At 44.2% G+C, this 19599-nt stretch carries 25 protein-coding genes; 21 read left to right on the top strand and 4 right to left on the bottom strand.

Annotated features, from left to right (window positions below):
- Window positions 1–5: 5 nt before the first annotated feature.
- Entirely contained in the window at window positions 6–920 is a 915-nt protein-coding gene (locus WC743_RS03830) for a helix-turn-helix domain-containing protein (RefSeq protein ID WP_373010466.1), read from the bottom strand.
- 865 nt (window positions 921–1785) lie between these two features.
- On the opposite strand from WC743_RS03830, the gene WC743_RS03825 reads away from it, so the two are divergent.
- The 17 genes from WC743_RS03825 to WC743_RS03745 all read left to right on the top strand — a co-directional run bounded on the left by WC743_RS03825 (window position 1786) and on the right by WC743_RS03745 (window position 13004).
- On the top strand, window positions 1786–2907 hold the full coding sequence (locus WC743_RS03825; RefSeq protein ID WP_373010465.1) for a hypothetical protein: 1122 nt from the start codon (window positions 1786–1788) through the stop codon (window positions 2905–2907).
- A gap of 410 nt (window positions 2908–3317) precedes the next feature.
- Window positions 3318–3713, top strand: a complete 396-nt coding sequence (locus tag WC743_RS03820; protein ID WP_373010464.1) for a single-stranded DNA-binding protein — start codon at window positions 3318–3320, stop codon at window positions 3711–3713.
- Window positions 3714–3764: 51 nt separating this feature from the next.
- Window positions 3765–4817: a DUF932 domain-containing protein gene (locus WC743_RS03815; protein WP_373010463.1), complete on the top strand. Its 1053-nt coding sequence runs from the start codon at window positions 3765–3767 to the stop codon at window positions 4815–4817.
- 44 nt (window positions 4818–4861) lie between these two features.
- Entirely contained in the window at window positions 4862–5107 is a 246-nt protein-coding gene (locus WC743_RS03810) for a hypothetical protein (protein ID WP_373010462.1), read from the top strand.
- An 11-nt stretch (window positions 5108–5118) separates the two neighbouring features.
- Window positions 5119–5496 (top strand): hypothetical protein, encoded by a 378-nt coding sequence (locus WC743_RS03805; RefSeq protein WP_373010460.1) that lies wholly within the window; start codon window positions 5119–5121, stop codon window positions 5494–5496.
- A gap of 9 nt (window positions 5497–5505) precedes the next feature.
- Complete coding sequence (locus WC743_RS03800; RefSeq protein WP_373010459.1) at window positions 5506–5691, top strand: hypothetical protein; 186 nt, start codon at window positions 5506–5508, stop codon at window positions 5689–5691.
- A gap of 51 nt (window positions 5692–5742) precedes the next feature.
- Entirely contained in the window at window positions 5743–6210 is a 468-nt protein-coding gene (locus WC743_RS03795; RefSeq protein WP_373010458.1) for a hypothetical protein, read from the top strand.
- Window positions 6207–6500 (top strand): hypothetical protein, encoded by a 294-nt coding sequence (locus WC743_RS03790; RefSeq protein ID WP_373010457.1) that lies wholly within the window; start codon window positions 6207–6209, stop codon window positions 6498–6500. The genes WC743_RS03795 and WC743_RS03790 overlap by 4 nt, the downstream gene beginning before the upstream one ends.
- A gap of 13 nt (window positions 6501–6513) precedes the next feature.
- Window positions 6514–7188 carry a hypothetical protein gene (locus WC743_RS03785; protein ID WP_373010455.1) on the top strand — a complete coding sequence of 225 codons (675 nt, stop codon included), beginning with the start codon at window positions 6514–6516 and terminating at the stop codon, window positions 7186–7188.
- A 24-nt stretch (window positions 7189–7212) separates the two neighbouring features.
- Window positions 7213–7818, top strand: a complete 606-nt coding sequence (locus WC743_RS03780; RefSeq protein WP_373010454.1) for a PRTRC system protein E — start codon at window positions 7213–7215, stop codon at window positions 7816–7818.
- 11 nt (window positions 7819–7829) lie between these two features.
- Window positions 7830–8048 (top strand): PRTRC system protein C, encoded by a 219-nt coding sequence (locus WC743_RS03775; RefSeq protein WP_373010452.1) that lies wholly within the window; start codon window positions 7830–7832, stop codon window positions 8046–8048.
- Window positions 8049–8053: 5 nt separating this feature from the next.
- Entirely contained in the window at window positions 8054–8227 is a 174-nt protein-coding gene (locus tag WC743_RS03770) for a hypothetical protein (protein ID WP_373010451.1), read from the top strand.
- Between the two features lie 92 nt (window positions 8228–8319).
- Window positions 8320–9204 (top strand): hypothetical protein, encoded by an 885-nt coding sequence (locus WC743_RS03765; protein WP_373010450.1) that lies wholly within the window; start codon window positions 8320–8322, stop codon window positions 9202–9204.
- Complete coding sequence (locus tag WC743_RS03760; protein ID WP_373010449.1) at window positions 9197–9940, top strand: PRTRC system protein B; 744 nt, start codon at window positions 9197–9199, stop codon at window positions 9938–9940. Before WC743_RS03765 ends, WC743_RS03760 begins: the two co-directional genes overlap by 8 nt.
- Window positions 9937–10818: a PRTRC system ThiF family protein gene (locus tag WC743_RS03755; protein WP_373010448.1), complete on the top strand. Its 882-nt coding sequence runs from the start codon at window positions 9937–9939 to the stop codon at window positions 10816–10818. Before WC743_RS03760 ends, WC743_RS03755 begins: the two co-directional genes overlap by 4 nt.
- Before the next feature lie 202 nt (window positions 10819–11020).
- A complete protein-coding gene (locus WC743_RS03750) occupies window positions 11021–11620 on the top strand; it encodes a hypothetical protein (protein WP_373010447.1) in 600 nt (199 codons plus the stop codon).
- Between the two features lie 247 nt (window positions 11621–11867).
- The gene (locus WC743_RS03745) at window positions 11868–13004 is read left to right on the top strand and encodes a hypothetical protein (protein ID WP_373010446.1); all 1137 of its coding nucleotides are present in this window, start codon (window positions 11868–11870) and stop codon (window positions 13002–13004) included.
- A gap of 68 nt (window positions 13005–13072) precedes the next feature.
- Here WC743_RS03745 and WC743_RS03740 read toward each other — a convergent pair whose 3' ends face one another.
- The gene (locus tag WC743_RS03740; RefSeq protein WP_373010445.1) at window positions 13073–13504 is read right to left on the bottom strand and encodes a winged helix-turn-helix transcriptional regulator; all 432 of its coding nucleotides are present in this window, start codon (window positions 13502–13504) and stop codon (window positions 13073–13075) included.
- Between the two features lie 110 nt (window positions 13505–13614).
- On the opposite strand from WC743_RS03740, the gene WC743_RS03735 reads away from it, so the two are divergent.
- Window positions 13615–14232 (top strand): TetR/AcrR family transcriptional regulator, encoded by a 618-nt coding sequence (locus WC743_RS03735; protein WP_373010444.1) that lies wholly within the window; start codon window positions 13615–13617, stop codon window positions 14230–14232.
- Window positions 14233–14260: 28 nt separating this feature from the next.
- Here WC743_RS03735 and WC743_RS03730 read toward each other — a convergent pair whose 3' ends face one another.
- Complete coding sequence (locus WC743_RS03730; protein ID WP_373010443.1) at window positions 14261–14533, bottom strand: helix-turn-helix domain-containing protein; 273 nt, start codon at window positions 14531–14533, stop codon at window positions 14261–14263.
- 103 nt (window positions 14534–14636) lie between these two features.
- Here WC743_RS03730 and WC743_RS03725 point away from each other — a divergent pair, with 103 nt between their 5' ends.
- Together WC743_RS03725 and WC743_RS03720 are read left to right on the top strand one after the other, a co-directional pair.
- A complete protein-coding gene (locus WC743_RS03725) occupies window positions 14637–14888 on the top strand; it encodes a hypothetical protein (protein WP_373010442.1) in 252 nt (83 codons plus the stop codon).
- Window positions 14889–15031: 143 nt separating this feature from the next.
- Window positions 15032–15583, top strand: a complete 552-nt coding sequence (locus WC743_RS03720) for a hypothetical protein (protein WP_373010441.1) — start codon at window positions 15032–15034, stop codon at window positions 15581–15583.
- A gap of 8 nt (window positions 15584–15591) precedes the next feature.
- On the opposite strand, the gene WC743_RS03715 is transcribed toward WC743_RS03720, so the two are convergent.
- Window positions 15592–15936 carry a hypothetical protein gene (locus tag WC743_RS03715; protein ID WP_373010440.1) on the bottom strand — a complete coding sequence of 115 codons (345 nt, stop codon included), beginning with the start codon at window positions 15934–15936 and terminating at the stop codon, window positions 15592–15594.
- Window positions 15937–16538: 602 nt separating this feature from the next.
- Between WC743_RS03715 and WC743_RS03710 the strand changes: the two genes are divergently transcribed.
- On the top strand, window positions 16539–19592 hold the full coding sequence (locus WC743_RS03710) for a SusC/RagA family TonB-linked outer membrane protein (RefSeq protein ID WP_373010439.1): 3054 nt from the start codon (window positions 16539–16541) through the stop codon (window positions 19590–19592).
- The last annotated feature ends 7 nt before the right edge of the window (window positions 19593–19599 follow it).

The raw sequence follows: 19599 nt of genomic DNA, 5'->3' as shown, positions 1-19599 counted from the left end.
TGATTTTAAAAAGCTTTAAAGGCAGTGGGATTGACTCCGCTATGGTTCTTAAAGAACCTGCTAAAATGTGAGCTGTTATCGAAATTTAAGCGTTCGGCGATCTCTTTGATACTAAGCAAAGAGGTACTTAACAGGTAACTGGCTTCACGGTACTGGCGCTTGTGAATAAGGTTCAAGGCATTTTCGCCGGTTTGACTTTTAACTACCTGCGTAAGGTATTTCGCTGAAACATACAACAAGTCGGCATATTCCTGCACGGTTTTAAGGGTCAGGTAATTCTCATCTATTAGTTTTTTGAACTTTATGACCAACTGATACTGGCGGTTCAGATGACGGTTGGAAGCCATCAGGCATTTTTCACAGGCGCGGTTCATCTCGTATAAAAGTTCGATCAACAGCAACTTGACGATCTGCAAATGAAAGGAACCGGAATGGGCCATTTCCTCTTCTATTTTCTCATATATCGCCTTGATCGACCGAAATCCCTGTTGAGATATACCATAAATAGGTGCGAAATCCGAATTTACTTCCAGCAGGTTTTCAAGAATGTTTTCTTTAATAAACCCCTCCGTTATGAATTCCTTTTTGAAAAGCACCTGATAGAGGTGAAGATCATGGGACGGATCGGCATAAGTGTGCAGGTGTCCGGGGGATAACAAGTGAATGGAGAGCGGATAGACCTCAAACATAAAATGACTGATCGTTCTTTGACATGACCCGTTGAGGCACAAAGCGATGCTATAATAGTCGGTCTTTACCGGCTGGAAATCGGTCAGTTCAGGTGTGTTTTTCAGGATCGCGAAATCGTCCCGGAATAATAAAGCCTGGTCAGGTCGGTCGACATCTCCTTTATGCGGCTTAACAGCGAAGTGTCTTTTTACCGTGGTCGGAATGTCGAGATGTGATATTTGTTTGTTCATTGATAAGAATGTTACTGACAGTTAGAATTTGAGTGCTTTTTACATCACTCAATAATGTTCAAGTAAAATGCCAGTAACTAAACAATTAATAATCAATGACCTAAATGCACATCCTGTTCTTTCAGTACTGATATATCATAAATTACAACGCGCCATTAACGACTAATCATCAATCCCAGGAAGGAAAATAAATAGTCCGGCAAGTAATTTATAGGAAAATCCTATCTATAAATCTTAGAAGGGTTTTCATGCAGAAAAGCATGCACTGGAAAATACTTTATTTTGGAACAATAATTTAAAATGAACTCGAAGAAAATTCGGCAGTAGAATATTACTCCCTTTTTGACGAATTCCAATCTTCGGGAATACTACGGTTATGATCGTTCCGTGCTCGCACAAGAACCTGAAGTCCCGGCTGCATCTCCGTCACTACTGCCTTCAGCCTGCTTAAAACCGATCAGGCTAAAAAACGACAACCCCAATGTCTTTTCATTTTCGTACCTCACTCTCTTAATCATAAATATCGGCTTACCTGCTTTTTTTATAAACTAACAGCTTTTCGTTATGAAACCCATCATGGCATCCCCTTCGGGCCAGGCTTTCCGCTATATCTTCTAACGAAGGATACGCTTCCAATCCCTGATGCTTTCCCTTCCCGCACAAATTCCCATTATAAACAAATAATAAAAATTCTGCATGTGCCACAAAGTTCGGTCATGCGCTTCGGAGCGGCCAAAAAATTCCGCCATAAACACAACCCTGCCCTCACGTACCCCTCATTTATTGCGTTGCTTTTTGGCCTTGCTCACGCATAACCGGCTATCGCTTCCTCATTTGAAATTTTCACTATTAAAAATATGGAGGCATGAAAGCATTACAAACCAACCTGTTTAAGACCATCGAGGAATTAACCAGGCAACCCCTGATGGTAGCCTATGGCTTGGGCGTTGACAGTACAGCCGCACTGATAGAAATGCACAAAAGAGGTATCCGCCCCGATGCGATCCTCTTTGCTGATACCGGCGATGAAAAACAGGAAACTTATAACTACCTCCCGGTGATCAACGCTTGGTTAAAATCGGTAGGGTTTCCGCAGGTAACGGTGGTCAGGTACCAGCCGGTGAATTTTAAGAACTGGCCGCCTTATGCAACATTGGGTGAAAATTGCCTCACCAATGGAACGCTCCCCTCATTAGCTTTTGGTTTCAAGAGCTGCTCCCTGAAATGGAAGGTCGTTCCGCAGAACAAATGGGCGGATCAATGGTCCATGGCGGTGGATTACTGGCGCAGCGGCGGCAAGGTCAGAAAGATGATCGGCTATGATGCCAGTCCCAAGGATAGGAAACGTTACGCACATGCGCAGGGATTGGAAGATGACAAGTATGAATACTGGTACCCTTTGATCGAATGGAACATGGATCGGGAGGCGTGCAAACGGTCTATCATAGCGGCAGGTTTGCCCATTCCGCCCAAATCGGCCTGTAAATTCTGCCCGGCCACGCAACCGGAGGAACTACACCGGCACCGCAAAGATTACCTCCGCTACATTGTTATGATGGAAGCCAGGGCAAAACCACGTCTGGAGGGTTGCATGACGGCTGGCGAATTGATGGCTGATTACCTGTCAAAACACCGGGCCTGGTCATTGAAGGTCCGCACGTCTGGCGGCAGGCAACTCCAAAAGTTAATGAAGAACGAACCAAAGCTTAAAAAGGTAGGTGCCGGCTGCGCCGGGCTTTGGCGTAGGGGTACGAAAACCAGGCCCGCCATGATGACGGATTATATCCGGGCGGAGCAACTATTACCCGCTGATGAGATCACAAGATTACAGGAACAGGCACCCGCTGAGATCCTGCGCAGCCAGCAGGCATTCGCCGGCGGGGAAGACATTTTAAACTGGCACGATTTCCTTGAAATGTTCTCCGAAGAGGATGCACTGGACGAGTTGGGCCATGACTGCATCAATTGCCAGTTGGCGGATGACTGACAGATCAGGGTGATTATCGCTCCGCTAATCTTTGCCGATGGTGTTTCTTTTGCTTTTTAGCCGGGAATCCATCTCACCTGCTGTTTTAAGCCTCTTCTCTTAGCGGTTGAGGCTTTGATCGCCTACGGCTCCAATGGCATTTTTTATTTAATCAATGAATATTTTTAGGCGAAACGGGTAAAAAGCGCAGCTAAAATCAAGCCCGGTTCTGTCGTTGGGTTTGCAAAAGATGTCCGGCATAAACGGCTGCCTCCCCAGAGGGTCCCGTCCAATTATTCCATTTCCTTTTGCCCGCTGCCGGGCTTTACGATTTGCTTTCTTTTTTCCCTTTTTCTTTTAAAAATAATCAATCAGGCAAGGCGGCGAAAGGAAAAGCAAACGAAATAATTATTCATTAAAAATCAAAATTTATGCTATTCACAGGACGACTAACCGCAAACGCAGATGTAAATGCGGTCACAGGGGACAAAACGGTAACCAACTTTACCGTAGCCATTAACCAAAAATGGAAAAACAAAGCGGGCGAAAAAAAGGAAAAAACCGCATTCGTTGACTGCGCCTACTGGCGCAATTCAGGCGTAGCCGAATACCTCACCAAAGGCGCAGTAGTGGAAATTTCGGGATGGATGGAAGCGCAGGGCTACCAAAGCAAAAAAGACGGCATCCGTGCAAGGCTGATTTGCACCTGCGACACGATCAAGCTTTTTTCGCTTATCGCAAAATCAAACGACCCTACCGACAGCGCAGAAAAAAAAGGCGTAACCGCAGGGGTAAACGCAAAGGACGAGGACGACCTGCCATTCTAAAACCATTAAGCAATTCACTTAACAATTTCAAAAACATTAAAAATTACCATCATGGCACACAATATCAATTTCAACGAGCAAACAGGACAACATAGTTTTTTCAGTGTAAAGCAAAAGGCATGGCACGGATTAGGGCAGATCGTAGAAGATTACCCCACCAGTGCAGAAGCGATAAAATTTGCAGGACTGGATTATACCGTCGAAAAACGCCCCTTGTTTACCGTAGATAACGGCTACCTCAACAAGGATGATGAATTAGAACATTCGGAAATAGAAGTACCAAACTACTTTGCTACCATCCGCACCGATAGCGAGCAGGTTTTAGGCGTAGTGGGCAGGGATTACAGCATCGTACAGAACCGGGACGCATTCAGCTTCTTTGACGCCATCGTAGGCGGGGACGGGATGCAGTACGAAACCGCAGGGGCATTGGGCAACGGCGAACGCATTTTTATTACTGCCAAATTGCCCGGTTATATCAAAGTCGGTAGCGATGATTATATCGAAAAATACCTTTTCCTGACCACTTCACACGATGGCTCGGGCAGTATCACCGCAGCATTTACCCCCGTTAGAATTGTTTGCCAGAATACCCTCGGCGCAGCACTCCGTAACAGCTCCAATACGATCAAGATACGCCACACCGCCAATGCAGAAGAACGCTTAAAGGTTGCCCACAAGGTGATGGGCATATCCAACGGTATGGCCGATGAACTGGACGGCATCTTTAACCAATGGGCAAAGGTACGTATCACCGATAAGGACGTGATGAAGCTGATACAACAGGCAATGGCGCCAAGCAAGGAAGTGTTAAAGAGCCTGAAAACTGGCGAGGAACTATCCACCGTGTTCAAAAACATCTGCGATAATGCCTTTATGTACGCAATGGCAAGCCCGACCCAACAGACCGAAACCACCAAAGGCACTTTGTTTGGCGCATTCAACGCCATTACCGGCTATTTCCAAAATGTGAAGGAATACAAGGACGACGAAGCCAAAGTAAAATCCATTATCGGCGGTACGGGACAGCTACGCACACAGGCTGCATTTGATTTATGCCTCGGCTATGCCAAAAGCGGAGCAGAAGCATTAACCCTCAATTAATAACCAAAGGGGGAGCAATCCCCCTCATTTTAAAACCATAGCAGATGGAAACCAATAGCAACAATATACCCAAGTGGGTAATCAGGGAAGCCGTAACAGATTGCAAGGACGTGTACGAGTTTGCCTATAAATACCGCAAACCCGACAGATTTACGGGACGTGGCGAGGAAAACGAACAAGCCATTATGAAAACTCACATTGACGAAATCGCAAGGTTTGGCTATACGATCATTTCACACCACGACAATATCACAGGCAGAATAGTAGCCTTTATTCCACCAACCATTTAACACAACAGCAAATGAAAGCATTACACACCTTCAACAATGTAGAAAAGGCGAAACTGTTACACGCCCTATTCATCCACGAAATACCCGGCTTCTTAACCCATGCGCAGGAATTGTCAGCCTTTATCAAAGACCATCCTGACGAGGTGCGCAAAGTATGGAAAAACCAGTTGTTCGGGGTAGATTTTTGGTTTCAGCTTTCCGAACAGGCAGACCGCAAAATTAAACAATACGGCAAGCAACTTGAAAAAAGCAGCGCATTGTTTTCTGACCAGTTATTTGACGGCTACGGTGCATTGTACCTGCACCATTGCTTAACCACCTACGTGGATAAGGGCAAGTACACCGACCCCAAATTTAAAACAGCCGTTGACTTATTCTTTAACCCCTAAACACCAGCTATGAAAATCCTAACCAAATTGAAAGACCTGCTATCGGTTTCGAGTAAGGAAGATGATACCCTTACGATGTATTCCGAAAACCTCAAAGTAGTGTATAAACACAACGACACCGGGGTATCCATCGACTATTACCGCAGGGGACAAGACGAGCCATTCAGGACAGACCAAGTATGGTTCACCGATTAAACAAAATCAATAAAAACAGCAGGTCAAACACCTGCATAAAAAAATAAGATTATGGCAAACTACTGCAGAAATATGGCCGAGTTCACAGGTGAACAAAGCCAAATAGACAAAATAGCCATGCTGTTCACCAACATGGCCATCAAAGAAAAACAGGAAGAAAAAGGACAAATGCCCGCATTCATTACGCCGGATAAGGATTGGTTCTTTAACATCGAATGGGACGGCGACCTGCTGTTTTACGATACCCGTTGGACACCAAACTTCAACGCCTTGCAACAGGTGGCCGACCATTACGGCGTAGGTTTCATACTGGACTATACAGAAACGGGCAACCTGATTTACGGTCAGGCAACCTATGAAGCGGGTGAACTGAACGACATTTATTTAGAGCCGTCAGACTTTGACCTTTATGATTATGACGTGGATACAGGCACTTACACCTTTGAAAATAGCACCTATGAGGATAACGAGGCAATACTGGAACTCCTTTTAGAACGCAGGAAAGGGCAAGGTTTATGAAAACCTACACTTTAAAAGGCAAGAACGGCAAGCCCGATATAGACTTTGCACTCGGTGAATTAATGCCCGCCCGGCAAAAAAAGACCTATGATTTTAACGAGTTGGTTAAGCTGATTAATTACCGAGACTATGAGGCGGTTACCCTGTTTAAAGATGAGGACTACAAAGCACTTTACCGCAACTATGCCAATAAACGGAGTGACTTTTTTACGATAAGGGACACAGGCATTATCGTTATCCCCGGCAATTGCCTTTTTCCGACCATACTCACAGAAACGGACATCATTTAATCATCGAAGTAAAATGAAAACGATACACTTAAAACTGTACAGCTTTAGCGAACTGGATGAAAAGGCAAGGGAAAAAGCCCTTGCCGAATTATCCGGCATCAACGTGGATTTTGATTGGTGGGATTTTATCTATGATGATGTGATCGCTATCGCAAAAACGATAGGCATAACCATAAATCCCAAGCGCATCTATTTCAGGGGATTTTATTCGCAGGGCGATGGCAGCACATTCTCTGCGACCATCGACCTGCCCGGGTTATGGGAAGCCATTAGCAAGGAAAACTGGAAAAGCTATGCGGAACTGGCCAGACTTGACTTTGCCCTGCCCGATATGGACCGCCGTATTATCCGGCTGCTTAAAGAGGGCAAACTGGACGTTAACCCCAAAATCGAGCAGCCTCGCAACGGCTATTACGTTCGTACGGAACTGAATGCCTGTTTGCCCTGTAACGGCAACGAATACCCGCTCATCGAAAAGCAACTCGAAATTTTAGAGAAGGGTTTACAGGAAATAGCCAATATGCTGAACGACCATCTTTTTTATTCCCTGCGGGAGGAATACGAATATCAAACGAGCGAAACGGCGGTAAAGGAAACCATTGAAAGCAATGAATACTGGTTTACCTCGGACGGCAAAACAGCGACACGTATAGACAACTTAGCCGACGAACCCCAACTGAATGAATAGCAAAGACCATAAAAAATACACGACATGAAAACGAACTTTTTTGAAAACATAGCAGCAATGAACGTTCCCGGCAACTGGAAGCTCACCTTACATACCGATGAACAGGGCGGGTTTACCGTCTCCGCCTTATTTACCGCTTTGCACAATGCGGACAATGCAACCAAAGCCATACCGCCCATACTCTTAAAAGGGACGGCAACCGAACTGGACGAGGGTTTTTTTGAAACCATTACGCAACCTGTACAGCAGACCGCAGGGTTGTATAACAACCTCAATGCCTATCATAAGGAACTGGAAAAGGCACGTTTGGCCTCGAAAATGGTGCAGGATAAAAAGAACAAGACCGCAGCGAAACCAAAACCTGAAACTGCCGAAAGCGGAGAAGATGACAACGGTGACATCGAAATAGGCGAACCGAAACCTAATGCAGCTGATATGAAAAAGGCTTATACAGAGGCCATGCAAAAAATCAGTGAACTGAATGCAGCCTGTAAATATGCCGAAGCTATCGAAATCCTGCCCTCACCGGAGGATTACCCCGAAAAGGCAGCGGAACTGAAAGGGAAGTTAGGCGACCTGACCCGCAAAAAAAATCAGATGGCACAGGCATTATCATTATTTAACTCCTAAAAACGAACACCATGTTAGCGACAACCACATTAGAACGGGTTTTCCTGCACAAGGAAAACGGCATAGAGATCATATTGACAGACCCCGGAGAGGGGTTTGCACCCGAAGCGGTCATGACCTTTTATTCGGCTACCTATCCCATCCTGACCAACGCTAAGATCGTTGGCCCCGAAATCAGGAACGACCAGATACAGTACCGGTTTGAAAGTACGATGGGAATGAAAGGATAAAGACCATGAAACAGCCGATCAAACGTAAAGTACCCATCATTAAAGACACAGACCAATGGAAACTGCACCAGCTATTCGCCAATTTCACCCAAAAGCTCGACCAACTGCCGGACGCCGGAGAGGTACAGCGCAACCCCAAAAGGAGCGCACCGCAGGGCATCGTACCAATGGTTTTCTGAAACACAGGTTTTTACCGTTTTGGGCGGTACAGGCGAGAAATTACAGGCAGGTGGAAGCGGAATTTTTCCGCTCACTTGCCCACCTCTGTGCCGTGTATGAAATCCCTGAACCGGATGTATCGGCCATAGATTTTCCGCAGAACGTCACCACCGCCTATATGCAGGTAAAGGAAGCCTTAACGCAAAAGGACAAGACCGCCGACTGTATCATTATGAAGGACAGCAGCCACAATGCAACCTTAGCCGTACTCAAACGGTTTGATACGGGGATGTGCCTGTACTATATCCCGCTGAGGCCATTGTGGAACTTGGTGCAGACCGCACGGCAGCAGCCATTAACACAAATGCTGTTATCCGTCTATGCCTACCTGTACCAGATCGCATTGGTGCCCTGTTATGCGGATGCGGACAGCTATATGGCCTATCACTACGAAACGATGCAGAACTGGATAGACGAAGCGGACGATGAGGACGAAGAAGAAAACCAGTACCGGGAGGAACAGAACAAAATGCTGCAAACGCTGAACGATGCAGGAAACCAGTTGCTGACGCTTATCCGTGATAAAAGCTGCCTGACGAATTGGGAAGCCAACCTTCAAGCGTACAGGGAAACCGAAAATTGGGATTTGGAAACCGAAAGTTTAGCCGGACAGTTTTTGACGCTGTTCAGGGAATATCCGACCCGAACCATTTTTGACAACATCCACGAGGAACTGGTAGAACCCGAAGAACCCGACCGTATCAGAATGGAGCAATACCTCAGCTTTTGGTGGAGCAATAACGACTGCTTTTACGACATGATATTCGATATGGTGAACAACGAGTTTGGAGAATGCGGGGTAACCGATGAACCCTTATCCATACAGCTATTTGACACCCCGCAGGTCAGCGTCCTGAACGATCTGGATTTTGAAAAGCGGCTCTTTGACCTGATAGATAAATTATGTGGCATCTTAAATCAATACGACCATGAATAACATCACGAACGAATTTAACGACAAATACATTCCTTATAAAGCCCTGCTCATTTATAATTGTGAGCGGGAAAATAACAGCCACATCCACGCGGATGACACTAATTCTGTGTATGTGGAAAGCTATGATATTGGCCTGTTAGGTAACCCGGTTAACGCACATCCCTTATCCTTAAAGGAAAGCATCGCCTTGGCCGAACTGCTGCAAAGCAGCGCAGAAATGCAGAACGGCTACCTGAAATCAAAGGGCTTGCACCCCAACAACCTGCTTTACGTCAACCCCGATAATAACGGTTACGCCGTTTGGTACACGCCCCCGCAGCAACGGGACTTGTTCTTTGTGGAGAGTTTGGGCATACCCTGCGGGAAAGGCTATGTTCCGGCAATGGTATGGAAAGCGACAAGGGACAAACTCCGTGTTTTTGCGCTGAAAGGTAAAGCAAAACCCACAGGTAAAACGGAACTGTACCATGCGCCCTATTTTAATACCTATCAGGATGGCAGCGTATGTATGGGGAACGTGAACATCAATATCGACAAGGGGACGCACCTTGAAAATTTCATGATGCAATGGGAGCAATATTTCTTTGGCAGCTATTTCAGCCACATGCTTGGCGGTGAAGCCCGAACCCGGAAAAATATCGTTCACCTGTGGAAAGGTCAGACGACCACGAACAATAAGTTTCCTGACGATACTCTGTTTAGCTGTGGCTTAAACCTTAACCAGTTGATCCGATGAAAAAGATAAAATCAAGACAGCCCCTCGCAGCCGTTCATGTTGTTGAAAAGGAATGGCTCAACCCGTACAATCCCATTGTCGTTAACCTGATCGGGGCTGGCGGTACGGGCAGCCAGGTACTTACCGCATTGGGCAGGATGAACCATGCCCTCACTGAACTGAACCACCCCGGCCTGTTCGTCCGCCTCTTTGACGATGACAAGGTGGAACGTGCCAACCTCGGCAGGCAGTTATTCGCCACCGCCGAACTGAAACAGTACAAAGCCGTTGCCTTAATTAACCGGGTCAACCTGTTTTTCGGCACGAACTGGAAAGCGGTAACCGCACGTTATGACAAGGCCAGCTTGAAAGAACAGCCCGAACTGGCACAAGCGGGACTGACCATCTCCTGCGTAGATACCGTAAAGGCACGACTGGAAATTGCCGACATCTTAAAAGGTTTGTCCAAGCATTACGGCAATGTCCGTAACAAGCCTGTGTACTATATGGACTTTGGCAACAGCCGTTTTACAGGGCAGGTCATCCTGTCCACCATTGGCAAGGTAGCGCAGCCGCAAATGAAAAAGTATGATACCGTAGATGCCCTGCCAATGGTGACCGATGAATTTCGGGAACTGTTACTGGCTTCGGAAAGCAGCGACAGAACGCCAAGCTGTTCCTTAGCGGAAGCACTGACCAAACAGGACTTGTTTATCAATTCGGCATTGGCCAATACAGGCGCATCGCTGCTGTGGCAGCTTTTCCGTGAGGGAATGCTGTTCAACCGGGGATTTTTTGTCAACCTGAAAGAGTTCAGGATGCAGCCTTTGAAAGTCACCAAACCTTTGGCGGTCATTATGCCGATGAAGCCCAACCGAGCCAAAAAGACAGCCGCTTAATCAAACCGCACTATGAAAATTAAAGACCTAGACGGCAGGGAGATCGAAGTAACGGATTTGGATTTGCCTTGTTACAAGCCGATGATTACCGCCATTACCATCATATAGATAACAACATTCGCCCAACTGGACGAAAAGCAGCGTGCCTACTGGCAGGATGTGTACGACAAATTAGAACAATTAAAACTCAAACTGGATAAACATGAAAACATTGATTGATCATAAATTTTATGAAGTGACCGCCGACACCGCTGTTATCTACAATGGTGCAGCAATTCCCATTACGGATGATGGAAACCAAAACTGGCGTATTGTGGTAGACAATGGCATTATTCTGCTTACGACTTTCGAGGTTGACGGTGTGCTTTGGTGTTTTTCTACTGATTTACAGGAAATGGCGATCAGTCAGTTTGTTACCGAGCAGTTACCCGAAACGGGTATGGCCTATACTGAAATTGAATGGTTCAAAACGCTGCCCGATCCCGTTGAGGAATGGACATATCATATCTTCTTCAAACTCAAAGGCGCAGAAAATTACCGCAGTGGTTGGCGGCAAGCCGATAGTGAAGCTGCGCTCATCGAATTGCTGCAAAACCCCGAATATATCGGTTTGGAGGACGGCACCGGGGAATGGCTGTGCCTTTGCGCAAATGTGGCCTTCGATGATGGTTTTTATACCTGCGACACGCAGGGTGAGGAAATGGAACCGCTTATTGGTTCCGACTGGAAAGGCTTATATGCCTGTGCAGCCTGTGGGCGCATTATCAACGGAGACACCCGAAAGGTAGTGGGCCATAAATGATTATCGCCACAATGAACACATTGACCCCTCATTCAAATCTTTGGATGAGGGCTGGCCTGTCGGGGAAATTATATCAAAAGCTACTCAGGCTAAAAAACAAATAAAAATCGCGCCGGACTGCCACTTGCTGCTTTCATCCGCAACAGGCAGTCCGGCGTGTTGGGTCGCCTGACTTCCAACAAAGCAAAGCCTGGCTTCGCCCACGATTGCTTTACCGAAACACAGGCATATTTCAAAAGTTAAGGATATGGTTAAGATTAAAGAGGGCATTGTGATGACCGCCCGTGAGAAAGTGGAGTTTGACAGGGTAAACGCCTTACCACGAAAAGAGGAAGGTCGTGTGGATTATTATTTTAAACCCCAAACCAAATACCCGCCGCGCATTTACGTTTTCATGGATGCCGAACTGTGGCGGTCACGTAACCGCAGGCCGATGGGCTTGCAAAATGCGGTTCCCTTTCTTTCCCGCCCGATGAACAAGGGGGAAATTGAATATCACCATTTCAATATTCGCCTGTGTAGTTACCAATATGAAGATTGGGATAAGCTGATTTATGCGGAAGAACAGGAAGCAGAAGAACTGGACAAAGAAAACCCCGGTACAGGTGTGGTCTTTTTTGATAAGCTGAAAAGTTTTAGGGAACGGTATGCCATCGGTAAACAGCCTATTGCTAAACCGCGGGTAGCGGCCTCGCCACCGGAAAGCCAAGATAGCAGGTATTTCAAGGAACTGATGGCCGCAAGTGAAAGCCTCACCACGTCCGAAATCGTGAACCTGATGGAAACAGAGCGGCAGGGAATGAATAGATCGGCCATCCTGTTCCTGCTCCGGCAATACCTTAAAAACAAGCAATTGCCGAACGACAAAAAGGTTTGGCCAGACGAGACATTTATCCATCGCAAGGTGCAGCTATCTGAACAACGTACCCGCAAAAATTTTGTCAGGCGCATCTATCATAAAAACAAGCTGTTTGCTTTAGCAGAAATACGTTTGCGCTATCCCAGCTATACCGAAGATATGCTCATAGCTGATCTACAGCTTAAATCCCGCATAAAGAAAAATAAAAAGCACAAACCTATCACTGATCTGCGCCGTTGCCAGTTAGAGAAATTAGCCTCCCGCCTGCGTTCGGGCGTACTTAACGAGCAGGAATATCACCAGACCTGCTGCCGGATGGTCATGATTCAACGTGCGCACGACCAACGTTTGCCGATTCCATTAGCCGTTACCTTTAATAAAAAAACGCTGGTGTATTCTTTTGGCTGGCGTACCAGAGAGAATGTCGTAAAGTCTTTTGTCGCACTGGCCAATACCAAAGGCATGGACCACGAACAATTGGGGAAGAAATATAAAGAAATGGTTAGCTCCAATTATAGCTACTAAGTTAAATGCCACGCAGGTTTATTTTTCGATAGGAGGTTTTTAAACCTGCGGCGTTAACTTGATAACCACTAAGCTGGCAGGCTAACCTGGTCACGCAATTTTTTTTGTATTTCTGCGATGGTTTTCTCCTTGTTTATGTTTATGCTTTCTGCCAGATCGGCCAAGGCGCCGGCCGTCCCGTATTTTGCGCCCCATTCAGTTAAATCAATTAGGAGCGGTACGAGATCAATCGCTTTTTCAGTTAAGGTATAAGGAATGGTCCAGTGCTTACCTGTCATGATTTTTTTTGTCAAAAATCCATTCTCTGTAAGCTTCTGTAATCGATTTCGTGCAATATTGGTGGCGATCCTTTCATCAGAGGTCAGAAATTCTGAAAATTTATTCTTTCCAAAAAGAACAATATCCCTAATAATTAATAAAGTCCATTTGTCGCCAAAAAGATCAAGTGCGTGGCTAATCGGGCAATTTGACCTGCCGTGATTATTTATTTCTGCATTCATAAGAACTGATATTGCGTTTTGCAATACAAATTTAATTATTAAATAGTGTCGGAAAGTAAATTAGTATTTATATTTGGATATTGCAAAGTGCAATATCCAAATTAATACATATGAAAGATAAAGAGGAAACAAAACGGAAACTTATTTGGGCAGTGGGCGAAGTCATCAGGACCGAAGGATTCGATTCACTTAGCGCAAGCAACATTGCAAGGAAGGCGAACGTTGACAGAAAATTAATCAACCGCTATTTCGGAGGGTTAAATCAATTAATAGAAGCCTATGTTGCAGAAAATGATTACTGGCTCCTGTTCACGAACCGTGTAAACGAGGTCATTAACTCAACCAACTTCCCTGGTAGCAAAGAATTGATCACAAGCGTTCTTCAAAACCAGTTCAGCTTTTTCTTTGCGGAAAAAGATATGCAGCGCTTGATTCTTTGGGAGCTGACGGCGAATAGTCCGTTAATGAAAAGCATTCACAATGCCAGGGAAAGCATGGGTCAAAGGCTCCTTGAACTTACAGACCTCCATTTCAAAAACTCCAATGTAAATTTCAGGGCTATAGGCGCGTTGGTTGTGGGCGGGATCTATTATACCATCTTACATACCATATATAATGGCGGTACTTTTACAGACCTGGATATTGCCTCCGAGCAGGGGCAACAAGAGATCATAAAAGCTATCGGGCAAATCGTGGAATGGGCTTATAAAGATGCCGACAGGTCATAGTAATTATGATGTACCTGCAGGGCAGCAACTATCTCTTATTTTGAGGGAGCGCAATATCAATGCAGACTGCTGATAATATCTCAGCAGGGTCAGCCTCTATGGCCAACGCAATGAGATAAAGCTCATCAACGCGCAGCTGCGATTTCGGGTTAATTGAAAGCTGACTTAATCTGAATGCGCTTAATCCTGTTTTCCTGGCAACATCTGCCTTATTAACTGATTTTTTAGCTAAATAAAGTCCTAATTTTGTGAGCGTTTCCTTGTGCAAGTCTATTTTTTTCTTAAAAATAAACCCGCACATTCGTTACATATAAAATATGTTTAAATGATTGTTTATTCTCTATTTTTATAGAGAATATCTCTATATTTGTAATAAATAAACACTTTTTATTCACAAAGGCAAAATGGTGGCGAAATTATCAGACGATGAATCCCCGGATTTTAGCACGCTTTCCGGTATCATGGATTACTTTAACAAGGTGCCTTTTGAAACCTTTAAGGAGAAGTTGAATGACTGGTTTCTGAAAGAACTTCCGGAAAAGCGGCCGGACCTCGTTAAACCGAACGGGGATATTGATCTGCCACCAGGCCTCTTTGATTTAATCGAGAAGATTTATAAGCTCGCGGAAGAGAAGGACCAGTCCCGGTTAAATTAGCTGCTTTTTTATTATATAGATCAGTTCCTTTTGTGCCATCCTTTCCTTTCAAGTCCCAAGAAGGTTAATAAAATTTCACATGTCCCAACATTGCACGAAAATGGGACTTAACTTCGCGATTGTACTTTTTTAATCTCAAAAAAATGAAGAATAACATATTTTATCTAATCCCCATTTTATTGTTAATGGGCCCCATACGGGCAGATGCGCAACTTAATGTAGTCATAGAAAATGGGGTAATTTATATTAAGGACGGCGGCTTTGGCCCTCCTGACGCGAAGAAGTACAGTGCGAAAGTAGACAGTCTCGATAAAATTCTGAGGGCGCATCCGGATGACACCACCAGTTTGTTTGAGCGGGCCTTATTATTAGAGCAATTCAATAACCAATTAGCTAAAGCTACCTCTTTTACCAAAGACCCGATTGAAAATCTCACCATAGCAAAAGATATGGCGGAGCACGCAATAGCATTAAATATGAAGGATATCAAACTGAAAGTTTTGCGATCCCAGATCTATGCAGATTTGGTTTATCGATTTTCGGTTAGTGAAACCTGGAAGTTTACAAGTAAGCAAATTTCGGATAGAAAGATAAAGTACAATACTTATAAAGGGTTGGCTAACAAATACTATGATGAATTAGCCTTATTGGACAAAAATAATGCGTATGATTATCAGAAGTTGAAAATGGATTAAAAAAAATCCTATTTACTATTATCATCTAAAGATTCTTCATCCCCGAGCAAATTACTGATATCCCTTTTCTTGTAATTTTGTAAAGCCTGTTTCTTAACCACTTTCCAAATCAGTTCGACATCCGTATTTGAAATATCCGCAAGTTTAAGCAAGTCATTAACGGTGAAATTTTCTGGTGCATTAAACTTTGTGATATAACCGTTATTTCCAATGCCCATAGCCGCGATCATGCCCGTCATGTACATTTCACCAATGTCCGCCATTTTATCCACCTTTCCAGTTTCAAATCGCGACTGTATTGAAATCAAAGTGCTTTTTAATTTTGACGGATTAACTCTCGGTTTCTTTGCCATAATATTTATTAATTGGCCCAAAAATCTGACCCGTAAGTTTAGGAAGCGGCAAATAACACCATATACCGAATTAATAACATCAATTTAGTGTTAAAATATTTGTTTATAATGTTTAATTATGTAATTTTGATAAACAAGGTCACTCAAAACATTAAAAAACATTGGTAATCGATGTCATTTACGCGAGAGTGCTTGTGAAATTCTTTATACTGGCATTTGGATTTTGGATCTTGCTTTGAAAATGTAGGAATTTTTAGAGGTGCAAGGTGCAAGAGAAAAGTGCCCATTCATTATCTTTGCGATAATGGTGGGCTCGCTCTTGTATGCACCTCGGCCTCCTACAGGCTTCAAAGCGTACTTGGGTGGGCTCCACTATTATTGTAAACCCTCTCAAATAAATGATTAATAATTTTTCAAATGGCATAAACATTTGAAATATGAATCATTTCCCCAATTACATTTATCAACTTAAAATCTGTGCCCCTGAATAGTCTATTCAATGGCAACTGGTAATAAGTCAGTTTAGTTAATTAATAATCGGTTGCCATTTTTTTCTCTATTGTTTTGTTAATTCTTTCTTTTTAACTCTCAAAGAATAATTCATGAAAAAAATTATACTAATCATAGTACTGGCTATGCTTTGCCCTTTTTATAAGCTTTCAGCCCAGGAAATCCAGCGCCCTATCCCTGCTCCTGTAATGGGTAAAATTACTGATGAACAAGGTAATCCATTGCCCGGCGCAACAGTGTACTTGCTTGAAAATAAGCAAACAGTGATTACAGGCCCAGACGGTACGTTCAGTATTACGGGGAAAATCGGCCAAAGTTTATTAGTCACTTTTATTGGCTACAAAGATTTCAAGTATGTTTTAAAAGCAACTGATCTGAAACCCCTCGTTATTTTATTAAAACGATCTTCGAACGCGCTTGATGAAATCCAAATTATCGCATACGGCAAAACAACAAAACGTTTTAACACAGGTAACGTGACGACGGTCACCGCCGATGACTTGGGTAATCAGCCTGTATCGAACGTAATGGCCGCTTTGGAAGGAAGAATACCAGGCATGGTCATCTCTCAGACAAGCGGTGTTCCCGGATCATCATTTAATGTTCAGATCCGGGGCCAAAGCGCACTTGATCTTACTTTGTCCAAAAATGACCCGTTGTTTATAGTTGACGGGGTGCCGTTTGAGAGTGGAAACAGCGCCACAAATCAAATCAATTCAGCGGCGAACAATCCCATTTCCATAAGTGCCGGGGGTTTGAGTCCGCTTAACAGCATCAATCCAGCCGATATACAAAGTATAGATGTTTTAAAGGATGCCGATGCGACGGCTATATATGGCAGCCGCGGCGCGAATGGTGTTATCCTGATCACGACAAAAAAAGGTAAGGCCGGCGCAACAAAATTTAATATAAGCGCCAATACAGGGGTCAGTAAAGTCGGGCGTTCCGTAAATCTGTTGAACACGCAGCAGTATGTACAAATGCGAAAAGAGGCTTTCGCTAATGATGGTATTCCACTGAGCAATAATCCTGGTGATCCGGGATTTGCACCCGATATTACATTATGGGATACTACGCGTTATACCAACTTTAAAAAGCTGCTGATCGGCAAACCCGCGTATGCAACGGATGTTCAGGCGTCTGTCTCCGGTGGTAATGAAAATACGCAATTCCTGGTTGGTGGCGGTTACCACAGGGAAACAACTGCATACGGCAGTGATTTTTCAGATGCTGTAGCATCGGTTCATTTCAGCGTAACCCATTCTTCTGCCGATAAACGTTTCAATCTGTTGTTTTCCGGGCTATATTCAAATGATAACAATCAACTGCCGCAATTTGATCTCACCAGGTATATCAACCTGCCGCCGAACCTTAAGTTGTATGACAGTTCAGGAAAACTGGCCTGGGAGGACGGCGGTGTTGTATATTCTTCACTGGGCAGTGATATTGTCAATCCGCTGTCGCTGCTTTTGCAGAAGTATCAGTCTGTCAACGAGAACCTGCTTGGAAATATGCAGCTAAGTTACAAGATACTTCCTAATCTGGTTTTTCGTACCAGCCTGGGCTATAATACATTCAGTTCGAATGAAACAAGCACAACGCCTTCCACTGCTATTGATCCCAACTTCGGGACACTGCCATCGGCAGCCTTCGCCAGCTCGGAAAATAAGAACTGGATAATTGAACCGCAGCTTGAGTATAACCGGAGCACAGCCCATGATAAACTGGATATATTGATCGGAAGTACATTTCAGAACAGATCTGGCACCATGAGTTCCATGTATGGAAGTAATTATAATTCCGATCTGCTTCTTAATTCCATTGCTGCGGCACCAGTGATCAACGCCTTCAACGATTTTGTACAATACCGTTACACTGCATTTTTTGGCCGCATCAATTACAACCTCCACGATAAATATATACTAAACATTACAGCCCGCAGAGACGGCTCCAGCAGGTTTGCGCCTGAAAACAGGTTTGCAAATTTTGGTGCTGTGGGTGGCGCCTGGTTATTTACTAATGAACCGTTCGTTAAAAATTCACTCCCTTTCTTAAGCTTTGGAAAATTAAGAGGCAGTTATGGCCGTACGGGTAATGACCAGATCGGTGATTATAAATTCTTAAACTTATGGTCTAATACATTTAATACTTACGACGGATTATCGGGTCTATACCCTAAAGGGCTTTACAACCCTGACTATAAATGGGAGATCAATAAGAAGGCGGAAGCGGCTTTAGAGCTCGGTTTTTTCCATGATGACCTGTTGTTTACCACCGCTTATTACAATAACCGTAGTGATAATCAGCTTATCAGTTATTCCCTGCCAAGCCAGACCGGCTTCTTTAATGTTGTCCGTAATTTCCCTGGCCTGGTCAGTAATTCCGGATGGGAGTTTACGCTTGCAACTAAGAACTTTCATAAAAAAGATTTCACCTGGACAACTTCATTCAGCCTGACCATCCCTAAAAATAAGCTGCTTGCCTTTCCTAATTTAAGCAGTTCCAGCTATAGCAGCCGTTATGTAATCGGTCAATCCCTAAACTTGATTTATGCCCTGAAATATAATGGCGTTGATCCTCAAACCGGATTATATGCTTACGATGATAAGAACAAGGACGGGCAGTTAACTACGGATGATTACCAGGTACTTGGTAACCTTGACCCTAAATATTATGGTGGCCTCCAAAATAATGTTACCTATAAGCAATTCGATCTGACTTTCTTCTTTGAGTTTCGAAAACAATTAGGTGCAAATTATCTGAGTCAATTAGCGTTTAATCCTCCGGGATGGATTTATAACCAGCCTAATTTGGTTTTAAACAGATGGCAAAAGCCGGGAAACATAGCGCTGGTTCAACAATTTACATCAGGGTATACCGACGCCTATTCGGCAATAGGCCAAATGAGCTATTCAAACGGAATTTACTCGGATGCCTCTTTTATTCGCCTTAAAAATGTTTCCCTCTCGTATCGTCTGCCCTTAACCTTGTTAAGTAAGACCCATATCCAGAATTGCCGGTTATTTGTTGAAGCACAAAATGTTTTTACGATCACTCATTTTAAAGGCTCCGATCCCGAAACTCAGAATTTTTACGTATTGCCGCCGCTACGGACAATCGTTGGCGGCATCCAGTTTAATTTTTAATGTAACA

This window comes from Mucilaginibacter sp., assembly GCF_041660805.1.
Taxonomy (GTDB): domain Bacteria; phylum Bacteroidota; class Bacteroidia; order Sphingobacteriales; family Sphingobacteriaceae; genus Mucilaginibacter.
This window is presented reverse-complemented; position numbering and strand designations above follow the sequence as displayed.